We start from the raw sequence: 13,743 nt of genomic DNA on the forward strand, positions 1-13,743 counted from the left end.
GTGCGGGGCCCGTTCCTGGCGGAGCGGGCCCCGTCCCTTTCATCACATCGAGTGCTTTCCGTGCGGGGGAACTCCCGTACGGTGAATGTGACATGCGCCACGCGGGCGGGAATTGCGTCGACAGTGCCCGGTGCGGCATGGTGAGGGTTCTGTCAGGCCCCGCGTACGGCGCGGCAGGGCTTCCGGACCCCGGGAGTCCGGCCCCGGAAGGTCCACCAACTCCGGTCGGTGGACGCACAATTGAAGACCGATGAGCCGTACGCCGCCCGATTCCAACGCCCGGTCGCCTCAACCCGACCGGACGCCGGGCCAGCACCTCCCGTGACCAGAGCACCTGCGGAGGTCCGTGCCAAGGGGCATGTTGCGTCCGCACGGTCACGCGTGGGCGATGCTGGAAGGAATCCATGTGACTCGGATCTCGGTCCGGGGAGTTGCTGTGGCCTCCGCCACCGCCGTCACCGCAGTCGGTGCCGTCGTGGGCATGGCCTCGGGCAGCGAGGGCAAGACGACGCAGACGGTCGACATCGCCGGTGCGACCCTGCTTGCCGAAGTCCCCTCCGGCTCCCAGGCGCAGGCCGTCAGTGACAACATCGGTCAGCAGGCGTCCGCCCAGCAGGCCTCCGCCGACGCCGCGGCCAAGGCCGCCGCCGAGCAGAAGGCCGCCGAGGAGGCCGCGCGCCAGAAGGCCGCCGCGGACGCCCAGGCCAAGGCCGACGCGGACAAGGCCGCCAAGGCCGCCGCCGACCAGCGCGCCGCCGCCGATGCCGCCGCCAACCGCTCCAAGGCGCGTTCGGCGATGTCCGCGGTGGACAACAGTGCCCCGCCGGTCTCGGTCAGCCCCGGCTCCGTCCAGGACATGGCCCGGCAGATCGTCGGCAACGACGCCCAGTTCCAGTGCTTCAGCCAGATCGTGAAGCGCGAGAGCGGCTGGGACTACACCGCGACCAACAGCGGCTCCGGCGCCTACGGTCTCGTCCAGGCCCTGCCCGGCTCCAAGATGGCCTCGGCCGGCGCCGACTGGCGCACCAACCCGGCCACCCAGATCAAGTGGGGCGTCGGCTACATGAACAGCCGCTACGGCAGCCCCTGCGGCGCCTGGTCGTTCTGGCAGGCCCACAGCTGGTACTAGGAGGGCCCGCCGCCCCGTGGGGCGGCGCACTCCACACGGCCCCCGGCCACTCGTCCCGTTCGACGAGTGGCCGGGGGCCGCGGCATTCCCCGGCGGCTGCCGTGCTGGTGGGGGCGGACCGGGGGACCGTCGGGCCGGGGTGGCTGCCGGATAAGGGCGGGCCGCGCCGCCCGGGCTGCGCTGACCAGTGCGCCCACGGGCGGTGCGGTCCTGGGTGCGGACGCGGGGCGCGGGGAGGGGTCCTGGTTGCTCCCCGCGCCGGCCGGTCCGCCGGCGGTTGGTCCTTCCCGGTGACCGTTCGGTCCCGTTCGGACTCCTCCCCATCAGCCTGCCGGTGAAAACATCACCAATCTGGTGGTTTGTCCGAGTTCATGGAATGAACCGATCGCATCGAACCTCCTGGCGATCGCACCCGCCCCGTCCCCGCCGGGTAGCGTCATCCCCGACGGCCGTGGCGGGACCCACGGCGTACCGCCGCACTCGGCGGGTCCGGCAGGGAAGCGGTGGTAGCGAGGATGGCGCGGGGCGGAAAGGCCTTCACGGCCGTGGCCAAGGGCATGGCCGTGGTGGCGAGCGCGGCCGCCGTGATCGAACGGCGCCGGCGCGCCGCGATGGCGGCCGACCCGCACGAACTCCCCGCACCCGCCGTCGGCGAGGCGCCCGGCCCGGTGCCGGTGCCGCGCGCCGATCCGGCCCCCGCACCGGCGCCAGTCGTGGCCCCGGCCTCGGTCCCGCCCGTCGAGGCGGTGGCGAGCCCGGCGTCGGCTGCCGCGGCGGCCGCGCCCGCAGCGCCGTCCGTGCCCGTTGCGCCGCCCGTCGCGCACGCCGGACTCGGCCGGGAGCACCACCCCGGCCGGCCCGCCACCCCCGCCGAGGCGGTGCCCTGGGGACTGCGGGTCGCCGCCGAGTCGACCTGGCGGCTGCTGCTGCTCGGCGCCGCGCTCTACGTCCTCTTCTACGTCGTCGACATGCTGCGGCTGGTCGCCTTCTCGGTGCTCGCCTCGCTGCTGATCACCGCGCTGCTGGAGCCCTCGGTCTCCTGGCTGCGCCGGCGCGGGGTGCCGCGGTCGCTCGCCGCCGGCGGGGTGTTCCTCAGCGGCCTCGCCGGGATCGGACTGGTCGGCTGGTTCGTGGTCTGGCAGGTGTCCACCAACCTGCCCGACGTCACCAGCCAGGTGAAGACCGGCGTCAACCAGCTGCGGGACTGGATGGTCACCGGACCGCTGCACCTGACCCAGCAGCAGATCACCGACTTCGCCAACCAGATCACCAAGGCCATCACCACCAACACCGACCAGATCACCTCGGCCTCGATCACCGGCGCGCAGATCGCCGTCGAGATCCTGACCGCGCTGCTGATGACCTTCTTCACCACCTTCTTCTTCCTCTACGACGGCGCCAAGATCTGGAACTGGGCGCTGCGCGGCCTGCCCCGGCAGTCCCGCTTCGCGATGGCGGGGGCCGGACCGAAGGCCTGGACGACGCTCACCGCGTACGTGCGCGGCACCGTCTGCGTGGCCTTCATCGACGCCGTCTGCATCGGCATCGGCATCGACCTGCTCGGCGTGCCGCTGGCCATGCCGCTGGCCGTGATCATCTTCCTCGGCGCGTTCGTCCCACTGGTCGGCGCCCTGGTCACCGGCACCGTCGCCGTCCTGATCGCACTGGTCACCCAGGGGCCGTGGACGGCGCTGATGGTGCTGGTCGTGCTGATCGCGGTGATGCAGGTGGAGAGCCACATCCTCCAGCCGCTCATCCTCGGCCGGGCGGTCCGGGTCCACCCCCTCGGCGTGGTCCTCGGCGTCGCGGCCGGCGGCATCATCGGCGGCATCGGCGGCGCGGTGGTCGCCGTCCCGCTGATCGCCGTCACCAACACCGTGGTCGCCCACCTGCGCCGCCGCAACGAGGCCGGCCAGGCCGTCTTCACCGCCCTCGAAGCCGCCCGCGAAGCCGCCGAACGCACCGCGGCCGCCCAGCCGGCGGCAGCTCAGCCGGCGCCGGCCGCGGACTAGGCTCGCGGAGATCACCAGGCGGTCAGGAAGAGCCAGTCGGCCAGTTCGCTCAGCCACCCGAGAACCGCTCCCAGGCCGGCCAGAGCCACCATCGCCCTGAGCCCCCAGCGCCGGGCCGGGGAGATCAGGACGACCAGCAGCACCAGGACGGCAGCGGCGGCCGGTCCGAGTATCGGCTGGTAGATCAGCCGGTCGGCCTGGGCCTGGGACCAGCCCTCGTTCATCGACCGGTACGAGTTCTGGATCACGGCGAGGAACAGCCACCCCAGGGCGAAGACGGCGGTCACGATCCATGAAGTCCAGGCCAGGGGCGCCCACAGGGAACTGGACGGGGTCAGGAGCGGCGGCTGCCGCAGGGCCGCCTCGGCGAGCGAGGGGCGGGGCGGCCGTGGATCCGGGTTACCGCCGGCCACCGCGCGGGGCCTCCCTCGTGATCCGGTCACCGTGGCCGGTGACGATCTCGCCGATGTTGTCGACCGAGGTGTGGTCCTCGCCGGGCCGGTCGTCCCAGTAGGACGAGTGCGCGGAGCCGTTGGGCGAGCCGTCCGCGACCGCGAAGCGCTGGGCGCCGAAATCGGCCCGCGCCGGATCCCTGGTGTACCAGCCGGCCTGCGAGACGTAGTCCCACTGGGCGGCGCCGACGTAGGTGTGGTCGGCGCCGACAGAGAAGTCCGAGGCGTGGAGCGCATCCGTACCGGGGCTGCCGACCAGGATGATGTCGTCGGCGGCCAGCCCGGTGGGCCTCTTCGCGGCCATGCCGACCAGGACCGAGCCGAAGCTGTGCCCCTGCGCGGTGACATGGGCCGGTGGTCCCTGGTGGGTGACGCGTTGCCCTTCGAGGAACCTGCGGTAGGCGTCGACCCCCTTCTGGGCGCGGCTGAAGTCGAGGGTCTCCGGGGCGGTGAGCGGGGCGTCGTAGCCCAGCCAGGCGATCGACGCCGTCGACCGCGTCGGGTCGGCGCGCCTGGCGGCCTCGTACACGGCTTTGGCCCGGTTCGCGTCGCCGTCGCCGATGCGCTGGAGTTCGGTGCCCAGGCCGCCGACCAGTGAGGTGACGTTGTCGGCGGTGTCGGGGTTGCCGAACGACAGGATGCCGCGTCCCTGGCCCTGGTCGCTGATGCCGAGCAGGAACACCGGGGGATCCTGCCCCGCGGAGTTCAGCAGCCGCTCGCTGATCTTCCGGAAGCCTTCGAGCTTCTGCCAGCGGTGCCCGGTGGCCGGGGATCCGTCCCGTGCGTACTCCTCGATGTAGCGGTACAGCAGGATCCGGTTGGCCCTGTCACGGACGACGGCGGGGATCCCGTCGCGGTTGCCGACGAGGTCCGGGTGCTCCGCGATGATCCACTGCTGTCGGTCGGCGGGGAGGCTGTTCCACCAGGCGTTGACCTCGGTCGGCGGCGCGTCGGGGCCGGGAACGGCGCCGAACATCAGGTTGACCGGTGCCAGGGCCGGGTCGAGGCGGTCCTGGGCGGCTGCGGTCGGGTCGAGGCCGGTGCCGTCGTGGGCACGGGTGGTGTAGTGCTGGAGCCGGGTGGCGAGGGCCTGGTCGATGGTGTCGGCCTCGGTGAGGGCGGTGGTGATGCGGGCGGTGAGGGCCTTGGCGGTGCGGTCGCGGGTCTTCTGGTAGTCGGGGTCGTGCTGGTCGGCGGAGGAGGCGGCCTCCCAGGCGACGGCGCCGTGTTCGTTGACCGACATGTCGGCGCTCTTCACGTCCTCCAGGGCCTTGCGCAGTGCCGACTGGGCGAGGACGAGGGCGTCGGCGCCGGCCCGGAGGACCTTGCCGATCTGTCCGATCTCGGTCTGGGCCGCCTTCAACTCGCCGGTGGTGAGCCGGAGGGAGGGGGTCGCCGCGTCGGCGGCGGGGCCGGTCCAGCCGGCGGCGGCGATGCGCTGGTCGACGCCGGTGCGCCAGTTCTCCAGGTGGTGTCCGAAGTCGCCGCGCAGCTTGTCGTACGCGTCGGCGGTGCCGTGGAGCAGGGTGAAGTCGGTGTCGCGCAGCGTCGCCAGGTCCATGCCGTCGGCCCCTTATCCGAAGTGCTGGACGAAGTTCTGCTGTTGCGCCGCCGTCGGGACGAAGCCGCCGGCGGTCCGGTGGTCGGTGCCCCCGTAGCGGCGGGCGGCCGTTTCGAGGTGCTGGCCGTGGCGGCTCATCGTGGTGTGAAGGTCGTTCAGGAGCTGGTGCCAGGCGTCGGTGCAGCCGTCGAGCGCGGTGCCGCACCGGAGTCCGCGCAGTCCGGCGACGCTCCGGTGGGACGAGTCGAGGACGGCCTTGGTCTGGTCCGGGATCGGGGCGGCCGTCTCACCGGCCTTGCCGGCGGCCTGGTGGAGCAGGTCGGTGTCGACCCGGAAGCCCGGATGTTCGGACACTGCGGTTCCCCCTCGGACCGAATGTCGTGCACGGATCGCCTTGCACTGTAGCCGAGTTGGACCCCCCGGGGCCCCGGAAACGCCGACGGGCCCCTCCGGTGAGCGGAGGGGCCCGTCAGGTGGTGCGGATTGCGTCAGGCGTTGACGGCGGCGAGGGCGGCCTCGGAGTCGAGGACGCCGGCCACGGCCTGCAGGACGGCGGCGATCTTCATCGAGGCCTGGATGACCTCGCGCTCGACGCCGGCCTTGCGCAGGACGGCCTCGTGCGAGTCGAGGCACTGGCCGCAGCCGTTGATGGCCGACACGGCGAAGCACCAGAGCTCGAAGTCGATCTTCTCGACGCCCGGGGTGCCGATGATGTTCATCCGCAGACCGGCCCGCATCGTGCTGTACTCCTTGTCGGAGAGCAGGTGCAGCGTCCGGTAGTAGACGTTGTTCATCCCCATGATCGCGGCCGCGCCCTTGGCGGCGGTGTACGCCTCCGGGGAGAGGTTGGCCTTGGCCTCGGGCTCCAGCTCGCGCAGCAGACCGGGGCTGCGGGTGGCCATCGCGCAGGACAGCACGGTGCCCCAGAGCTGCTGGGCGGGGAGGTCGGAGTTGCCGATGACCGAGCCCAGGTTGAGCTTGAGGTCCTTGGCGTAGTCCGGGAGGGCGGCCTTCAGGTCGTCGAGGGCCATGGGTCAGCCCGCCAGCAGGGCCTGGGCGTCGAGGGTGTCCTCGCCCTTGGTCCAGTTGCACGGGCACAGCTCGTCGGTCTGCAGGGCGTCCAGCACCCGCAGGACCTCCTTGGGGTTACGGCCGACGGAGCCGGCGGTGACCATGACGAACTGGATCTCGTTGTTCGGGTCGACGATGAACACGGCGCGCTGGGCGGTGCCGTCCTCGCCCTCGACGCCGCAGGCGCGCATCAGGTCGTGCTTGATGTCGGCCAGCATCGGGAAGGGCAGGTCGCGCAGGTCCTTGTGGTCCTTGCGCCAGGCGTGGTGCACGAACTCGGAGTCGCCGGAGACGCCGAGGATCTGGGCGTCACGGTCGGCGAACTCGTCGTTCAGCTTGCCGAACGCGGCGATCTCGGTCGGGCAGACGAAGGTGAAGTCCATCGGCCAGAAGAAGACGATCTTCCACTTGCCCTCGTAGGTCTTGTGGTCGATGTCGGCGAAGGCGTTCGCGGCGTCCAGGTCGACGCAGGCCTTGAGGTCGAACTCGGGGAACTTGTCGCCGATCGTGAGCACGTTCGCTTCTCCAGAAGATGAGACTGCGGGGAGTTTTGTCCGGATTCCGGACACGACCCAGAATTCCACATCGTGGACTGATCAGGGAAATAGCTACAATGGATGTGCCTGATCGGAGATTGTTATCAGTACCGAACCGCCCACGTCCCGGCCCCGCCCACGCAGGGCCGCCGCCGGCAAACCCGAGCCGACTGTGGGGAGCGCCACAGCGCGCAGTCCGCGCACCCCGACGGTCGCCCAGCTCAGGGCCTTCGTCGCGGTGGCCGAGCACCGGCACTTCCGGGAGGCCGCCGCCGCGACCGGGACCAGCCAGCCGGCGCTGTCCGGGGCGGTCGCGGCGCTGGAGGAGTCGCTGGGCGCCCAGCTCGTCGAGCGTACGACGCGGAAGGTGATCGTCACTCCCCTGGGGGAGCGTGTGCACGGGCACGCGCGCCGGGTGCTCGCCTCGCTGCAGGCCCTCACCGAGGAGGTCGAGGCCGCCCGCCGTCCGTTCACCGGACCGCTGCACCTCGGGGTGATCCCGACCGTCGCACCGTACCTGCTGCCCACCGTGCTGCGGCTGGTCCGCGACCGCTTCCCGGAGCTGGAGCTGCACGTCCACGAGGAGCGCACCCCCTCGCTGCTGGAGGGGCTGGCCGCCGGGCGGCTGGACGTCCTGCTGCTCGCGCTCCCGGCCGGCGGCTCCTCGCCGACCCGGGACATCCCGCTGTTCGACGAGGACTTCGTGCTGGTCACCCCGCCCGAGCACCCGCTCGCCGGGCGGATCGACGTCCCGCGCGACGTGCTGCTCGACCTGGACGTGCTGCTGCTGGAGGAGGGCCACTGCCTGCGCGACCAGGCCCTCGACATCTGCCGCGAGGTCGGCGCCGACCCGGCCGGCTCCACCACCCGTGCGGCGGGCCTGTCCACCTTGGTCCAACTCGTCGCCGGGGGCCTCGGGGTGACGCTGCTGCCGGCCACCGCGCTGGACGTCGAGGCCGGGCGCACCGACCGGCTGGCCGCCGTCCGCTTCGCCGCCCCGGCGCCCGGCCGCCGGATCGGGCTGGCCACCCGGCCGGGTTCGGCCCGCAGCGCCGAGTACGAGCGCTTCGGTGCGGCGCTGCGCGAGGTGCTGGCCGAACTGCCGGTCCGGATCGTCGACGGGGGAGACGGGGGAGACGGGGGAGGGGAAGGGGTCTAGGCCGCCGGGGCGCCGAGGCAGAGCCCGACCGTGGTCGCCACCAGCAGGTCCAGTGCCGCCAGGGTCCCCGGGTCAGGCTGTCCGTCCGGGTGGCGCCGGATCAGCTGGCGGGCGGTCAGCCCGTCGAAGCCGGTGAGGAAGTGGGCGGCGATCCGGTCGGCGGGCAGCGCCAGGGTGAGTCCGTGGGCGGTGGCGAGGGCGGTGAGCATCTCGGTGGCGGTGCCCTCCATGGCGAGCTGCAGCCCGAGCATGATCTCCCGCACGTCCGGGTCGCGCATCGCCAGCGTCTCGAACTCGCTGAGCAGGACGCAGCGCCCCTCCTCGCCGGTGGCGGCGTCCCAGAGCGCGTGCACCAGGGTGCGGACCTGTTCGCCGAACGGGCCGTCACCGGGGGAGGCGGCGCGCACCTTGTCGATGAACTGGGCGGCCACCTCCTCGACGACGGCCCGGTAGAGGTCCTTCTTGGTGCCGAAGGTGTAGTGCACCGTCGCCTGGGCGACGCCCAGCTCGGCCGCGATCGCGCGTGTGCTGCCGGCCGCGACGCCCTCCCGGGTCATCAGGTCGATCGCGGCCCGGACCAGCTGGGGTCGGCGTTCGGAGGCGGGGACATGAGCCATCCAGCCAGGGTAGCGCCATGGTCGGACAACTGTGTCGATCGATTTTGTCGGCCAACTTTGTCACCCGACAAAGTTGGGTCTACCGTGGGAGGGGTTCGCTCAGGCACCCGCCTGTCCGCCGACCGCACCCGAGGGGTCAGACCTGTGGCCACGTACCTGTACCGATTGGGCCGCCACTGCTTCCGGAGGAGGCGCGCCGTCCTGGCCGTCTGGATCGCGCTGCTGATCGCCATCGGCGGAGCCGCGGGCGCCTTCGCGGGCAAGACCAGCGACGAGTTCAAGGTCCCGGGCACCGAGGCCCAGGCCACCCTGGACCGGATCAAGGGCACCTTCCCCGAGCAGGGTCACGGCTCGGCCCAGGTGGTCTTCGCGGCCGGGGCGTCCGGCGGCATGACCTCGCCCGAGGCGGCCAAGGCGGTCGGCGAGGCGGTCGCCCGGATCGCCCACGTCCCCGGCGTGGCCGCGGTGCCCGACCCGTACGCCACCGGAGCCGTCTCCCCGGACGGCAGGGTCGCGATCGCGCTGGTCTCCTTCGACCACAAGCTCGCCGACGTCACCGACCGGCAGCGGGACGCGGTCAGGGCCGCCGCCGAGCCGGCCCGCGCGGCCGGACTGGAGGTGGCCTTCGGCGGCGACGCGTACAACCAGTTCGCCCAGATCGAGGGCGGTTCCGAGGCGATCGGCCTGGTGGTGGCCGGCGTGGTGCTGGTGATCACCCTCGGCACCCTGGTCGCGGCCGGGCTGCCGCTGCTGACCGCGCTGGTCGGCGTCGCCGTCGCGATGGCCGGACTGCTGGCGCTGACCGGTTCGTTCGAGATCATCACCACCGCCCCGGTGCTCGCGCTGATGGTCGGCCTCGCGGTCGGCATCGACTACGCGCTGTTCATCCTGTTCCGCTACCGCCGCCACCTGGACGAGGGCCTGGAGCCGGAGGAGTCCGCCGCCCGGGCCACCGCCACCGCCGGCAGCGCCGTCGTCTTCGCCGGCCTGACCGTGGTCGTGGCGCTCGCCGGACTGGCCGTCGCCGGCGTCCCGTTCCTCACCGTGATGGGCCTGGCCGCCTCCGGCGCCGTCGTGGTGGCCGTCCTGGTCGCGATCACGCTGCTGCCCGCGGTGCTGGGCTTCACCGGCCGCGCGATCGACCGGCTGCCGATCTGGAAGCGGGCGCTGACCACCCACGGCAAGGTCACCCTCGGCGAGCGCTGGGCCCGCTTCGTGGTCCGCCGCCCACTGCCCGTGCTGCTGGTCGGCCTGGCCGGACTGGGTGCCCTGGCGGTGCCCGCCGCGAGCCTGAACCTCGGCTTGCCGGGCGGTGGTTCACAGGCCGTCGGGACGGACGCCCGCAAGGCGTACGACCTGGTCAGCGCAGGCTTCGGGGCGGGTTTCAACGCGCCGCTGGTGGTGGTCGTGGACGCCCACGGCACGCCGAAGCCGGAACAGGCGGTACAGGAGGTGGCCGGCCGACTGCAGGGCCTGAAGGGTGTGCAGACCCTGCTGCCGCCCAAGGTCGACCAGGCGAGCGGCACCGCCCTGGTGCCGGTCATCCCGAAGACCGGCCCGGACGACAAGGCCACCGAGACCCTGGTCAAGGAGATCCGCGACCAGCGCGACGGGCTCAGGGCCGCCACCGGCGCGAGCATCGCCGTCACCGGCACCACCGCCGCCAACATCGACGTCTCCACCAAGCTCGGCCAGGCCCTGCCGCCGTTCGTCGCGGTGATCGTCGGCATCGCCCTGGTGCTGCTCGCGCTGGCCTTCCGCTCGGTGCTGGTGCCGCTCAAGGCGGTGCTGGGCTTCCTGCTCAGCATCCTGGCCTCGCTCGGCGCGGTGGTCGCGGTCTACCAGTGGGGCTGGCTGGACGGCCTGATCGACGTGCCGAAGGTCGGCCCGGTGGTCAGCTTCGTGCCGATCCTGCTGATCGGCGTGCTGTTCGGGCTGGCGATGGACTACGAGCTGTTCCTGGTCTCCGGGATGAAGGAGCAGTACGTCCACGGCAAGGCACCGCGCGAGGCGGTCGTCGGCGGGGTGAAGGGCGGCGCCCGGGTGGTGACGGCGGCCGCGCTGATCATGATCTCGGTGTTCGGCGCCTTCGTCCTCGGACACGACCCGATCGTCCAGCCGATCGGCTTCGCCCTCGCGGTGGGCGTGCTGGTGGACGCCTTCGTGGTGCGGATGGCGCTGGTACCGGCCGCCATGGCGTTGTTCGGCAAGGCGGCCTGGTGGTTCCCGAAGCGGCTGGAGAAGGTCGTGCCGAAGGTCGACATGGAGGGCGAGCAGCTGATCGCCCGGCTGAAGGATGAGCGGGCCAAGGAGCCCGTGGGGGTGTGACCGCGGTGCCGTGGGGGGTGTGACCGCGGTGCCCGGCGGGGTCCGCCCCGCCGGGCCCGCCGCTACTGCGGCAGCCGCTGCTCGAACCAGACCACCTTGCCGGTGCCCAGCCGGGTGGCGCCCCAGCGGTCCGCGCACCGGGCCACTATCTGCAGCCCGCGCCCGCGTTCGTCCTCCGGGCCGGTACGGCGCGGGCGCGGCAGCAGCGGGCTGTCGTCGCCGACCTCGCAGCGCAGCCGGGTGGTGCGCACCAGGCTCAGGGTGACCGGCCGGGTCGCGTGCTGGACGGCGTTGGTCACCAGCTCGCTGACCATCAGCTCGGTCGCCTCGCTCAGCTCGTCCAGCCCCCAGCGGCGCAGGGTGTGCGCCGCCAGCCGCCGGGCCCGGCCGGGCGTCTCGTTGCGCGGCTGCAGGTACCAGTGGGCGACGTCCCCGGCCGGGATGCCGTCGAAGCAGGCGCCCAGCAGGGCGATGTCGTCGCCGCGGTCCCCGGGCGGCAGGATCCGCAGCGCCTCCTGGCAGAGCTGCTCGGGGGACTGCCAGCGGGCGGCCGCGATCCGGGCGCGGAGCACCTCCAGGCCGTCGCTGAGCGGGCGGCTGCGGGTCTCCACCAGGCCGTCGGTGAACAGCAGCAGCGCCGAGCCGGGCGGTGCGGGCAGTTCGACCGAGTTGAAGTCCACCCCGCCGACCCCGATCGGCGCCCCGGAGTCCAGCTCCACCAACTCGGCCGTGCCGTCCGGGCGGACCAGCACGGGCGGGACGTGCCCGGCGTTGGCCAGCACCACCCGGTTGGCGATCGGGTCGTACACCGCGTACACGCAGGTGGCCAGGTGCTGTTCGCGGCCGAGCCGTTGGGCCTGTTCGTCCAGGTGGTAGAGCACCTCGTGCGGCGACAGGTCGAGTGCGGCCAAGGTCTGGGCGCTGGTGCGGAGTTGGCCCATGATGGCGGCCGAGGTGAGCGAGTGGCCCATCACGTCGCCGACGATCAGGGCGACCCGGTTGCCGGGCAGCGGCACGGCGTCGTACCAGTCGCCGCCGACCTGCGCGCCGCGCTCACCGGGCAGGTAGCGCTGGGCGAGCCGGACCCCGTGCGACTGCGGCAGCCGCAACGGCAGCATGCTGCGCTGGAGTTCGTTGGCTATCTCCCACTCGCGGGCGTACCGCAGCGCGGTGTCCACGGCCAGCCCGGCCTGGGTCGCCAGGTGCGCGGCGGTCGCGGTGTCCGTCGCGTCGAAGGCCGGGCGGCCGGTGCGTTCAGGGGGTCGGCGGATCAGCACCAGCAGGCCGAGGACGGCCTTGCGGCCGCGCAGCGGCAGGGCCACCACCGAGGTGCCGGCGGCCAGCCGGGCCAGCCCGCGGGTGCCGTACAGCTCGCGCAGCAGCGCCTCGGTGCGCTCGGCGGCGGGTGTGCCGAGGACGGCGGACTCGGCGGGACGACGGCTCAGCAGGATGTGCGCCAGCGCGCCGCCGCGGGTGACCGGGGTGGCCGGGCCGGTGTCGGCGGTCGAGCGGGAGCCGAAGCGCGAGCGGTGCCGGTCGTCCGCGCCGCTCTTGCGGCCGCGGCGGCCGATCCGGGTGCCGGTGCTGTGGTGTATCCGCAGCTCCTCCGGGAAGCCGGGTTCGCGCTCGACGTTGGGCAGCGGATCGCGCAGGTGGACGACGGCCGCGTCGGCGAGCGTCGGCACCAGCACCCGACCGATGTTGCGCAGGGTCGCGGCCAGGTCGAGGGCGCTGTTGATCCGCCGGGTCGCCGCGTCGAGGTAGGCGAGGCGGTCCGCCACCCGTTCCGCCGCCCGTTCCGCCGCCCCTTCCGGCGACCTGGTGTGGTCCGGCCGGGAGGTCGACGGCTTCGCCGGGGGGTGCGCCCTGATCGGGACCATGCCGCGCTGGCCCGGGACGGCGGGCGGCTGCTCCGCCTCGGTCTTGAGCTGGTCGCGCACGGCTGCCTGTCCTGGATTCGGTGTGGTCGGGAGGTGTGTGTGTCGATGGGCTGTGCTGGTCCTCTGGTCGGTCAGCCGACGCGTCGACAGCACAGGAACAGCTGTTCCTCCGGCGGCAGCGTGGTACTGGCCGGCGCGTACGGATGCCCCGAGCACTCCTCGACGGCGAAACCGGCCGCGACCAGAACCCGTTCCAGATCCTCCCTCAGATACCCACTGATCCGCAGCTCTCTGCCAAGGAACGGAAGCGGAACGTGATCCAGGTCCGCTTCGACCATACCGAGCACCAGCAGTCCGCCGGGCCGCAGCAGTTCGCGCAGCCGGCCGAGCACGGTCGGGATCTCGTCCTGCGGCAGCAGGATCAGCGAGAAGAACGCGGTGACGGCGGCGAAGGCGCCGCGGCCCGCCGGCCCCAGCCCGGGCGCGCCCCAGACCCGGTCGGCGCGCTCGGTGGCCAGATCGTAGAGGTCGATGCGGTGGAACTCGGCCGGGTACGGGCCCGCGGTCCGGTCCTGCCGGGCCAGCGTGAGCATCCCGTCCGAGAGGTCCATCCCGGTCACCCGCAGCCCGCCGGCGGTCAGCTGGCGGACGGTCGGCTCGCCGGTGCCGCAGCCCACGTCCAGCACCCGGGCCCCGGGTTCGAGCTCGGCGAGCAGCTGCCGGCCGCACTCCAGCTGCCCGTCCTTGGCCGGGAACGCCTCGCCGTACCCGGCGCCGATGGTGTCGAAGGCGACCGCCTGCAGGGCCCGGGCCGCCCGGCGTCGTCGCACGTCGGGCCCGTCGTCGCCGGCGTCCTCGCCGACCGGGAACGCGTCGGATATCTGTCCGGTCGTCACGTTGAGAGGCACCCTTCCACCCGTGGCCTCCGGTCGGCTCCTCCGCAGCCTCGTGGGCCGCTGCCGGTGGCGGTACGTCACGCTCCCCGCATCACACAGACG

At 72.9% G+C, this 13,743-nt stretch carries 12 protein-coding genes; 4 read left to right on the forward strand and 8 right to left on the reverse strand.

Going from position 1 to position 13,743, the window contains the following annotated elements; genetic code table 11:
* Positions 1 to 406 precede the first annotated feature (406 nt).
* Entirely contained in the window at positions 407 to 1,129 is a 723-nt protein-coding gene (locus ACZ7BZ_RS24575) for an aggregation-promoting factor C-terminal-like domain-containing protein (protein ID WP_380453845.1), read from the forward strand.
* Positions 1,130 to 1,644: 515 nt separating this feature from the next.
* On the forward strand, positions 1,645 to 3,141 hold the full coding sequence (locus tag ACZ7BZ_RS24580; RefSeq protein ID WP_470360164.1) for an AI-2E family transporter: 1,497 nt from the start codon (positions 1,645 to 1,647) through the stop codon (positions 3,139 to 3,141).
* An 11-nt stretch (positions 3,142 to 3,152) separates the two neighbouring features.
* Here ACZ7BZ_RS24580 and ACZ7BZ_RS24585 read toward each other — a convergent pair whose 3' ends face one another.
* The 5 genes from ACZ7BZ_RS24585 to ACZ7BZ_RS24605 form a co-directional block, all read right to left on the reverse strand.
* Entirely contained in the window at positions 3,153 to 3,554 is a 402-nt protein-coding gene (locus ACZ7BZ_RS24585; RefSeq protein WP_470360165.1) for a hypothetical protein, read from the reverse strand.
* On the reverse strand, positions 3,541 to 5,154 hold the full coding sequence (locus ACZ7BZ_RS24590; protein ID WP_470360166.1) for an alpha/beta hydrolase: 1,614 nt from the start codon (positions 5,152 to 5,154) through the stop codon (positions 3,541 to 3,543). Before ACZ7BZ_RS24590 ends, ACZ7BZ_RS24585 begins: the two co-directional genes overlap by 14 nt.
* Before the next feature lie 12 nt (positions 5,155 to 5,166).
* The gene (locus ACZ7BZ_RS24595; protein ID WP_470360167.1) at positions 5,167 to 5,508 is read right to left on the reverse strand and encodes a WXG100 family type VII secretion target; all 342 of its coding nucleotides are present in this window, start codon (positions 5,506 to 5,508) and stop codon (positions 5,167 to 5,169) included.
* 134 nt (positions 5,509 to 5,642) lie between these two features.
* Positions 5,643 to 6,185 (reverse strand): alkyl hydroperoxide reductase, encoded by a 543-nt coding sequence (locus ACZ7BZ_RS24600; RefSeq protein WP_380453855.1) that lies wholly within the window; start codon positions 6,183 to 6,185, stop codon positions 5,643 to 5,645.
* A 3-nt stretch (positions 6,186 to 6,188) separates the two neighbouring features.
* Positions 6,189 to 6,740: a peroxiredoxin gene (locus ACZ7BZ_RS24605; RefSeq protein WP_380453857.1), complete on the reverse strand. Its 552-nt coding sequence runs from the start codon at positions 6,738 to 6,740 to the stop codon at positions 6,189 to 6,191.
* A 193-nt stretch (positions 6,741 to 6,933) separates the two neighbouring features.
* On the opposite strand from ACZ7BZ_RS24605, the gene ACZ7BZ_RS24610 reads away from it, so the two are divergent.
* A complete protein-coding gene (locus ACZ7BZ_RS24610) occupies positions 6,934 to 7,920 on the forward strand; it encodes a LysR substrate-binding domain-containing protein (RefSeq protein WP_470360168.1) in 987 nt (328 codons plus the stop codon).
* Here the strand turns inward: ACZ7BZ_RS24610 and ACZ7BZ_RS24615 are convergent.
* The gene (locus ACZ7BZ_RS24615; protein ID WP_470360169.1) at positions 7,917 to 8,537 is read right to left on the reverse strand and encodes a TetR/AcrR family transcriptional regulator; all 621 of its coding nucleotides are present in this window, start codon (positions 8,535 to 8,537) and stop codon (positions 7,917 to 7,919) included. The genes ACZ7BZ_RS24610 and ACZ7BZ_RS24615 overlap by 4 nt on opposite strands.
* 144 nt (positions 8,538 to 8,681) lie before the next feature.
* Between ACZ7BZ_RS24615 and ACZ7BZ_RS24620 the strand changes: the two genes are divergently transcribed.
* On the forward strand, positions 8,682 to 10,865 hold the full coding sequence (locus ACZ7BZ_RS24620; RefSeq protein WP_470360170.1) for an MMPL family transporter: 2,184 nt from the start codon (positions 8,682 to 8,684) through the stop codon (positions 10,863 to 10,865).
* Between the two features lie 62 nt (positions 10,866 to 10,927).
* On the opposite strand, the gene ACZ7BZ_RS24625 is transcribed toward ACZ7BZ_RS24620, so the two are convergent.
* A complete protein-coding gene (locus ACZ7BZ_RS24625) occupies positions 10,928 to 12,805 on the reverse strand; it encodes an ATP-binding SpoIIE family protein phosphatase (protein WP_470360171.1) in 1,878 nt (625 codons plus the stop codon).
* A 71-nt stretch (positions 12,806 to 12,876) separates the two neighbouring features.
* On the reverse strand, positions 12,877 to 13,641 hold the full coding sequence (locus ACZ7BZ_RS24630; RefSeq protein WP_380453867.1) for a class I SAM-dependent methyltransferase: 765 nt from the start codon (positions 13,639 to 13,641) through the stop codon (positions 12,877 to 12,879).
* Positions 13,642 to 13,743 lie beyond the last annotated feature (102 nt).

This window comes from Kitasatospora sp. NPDC036934 (assembly GCF_055608425.1).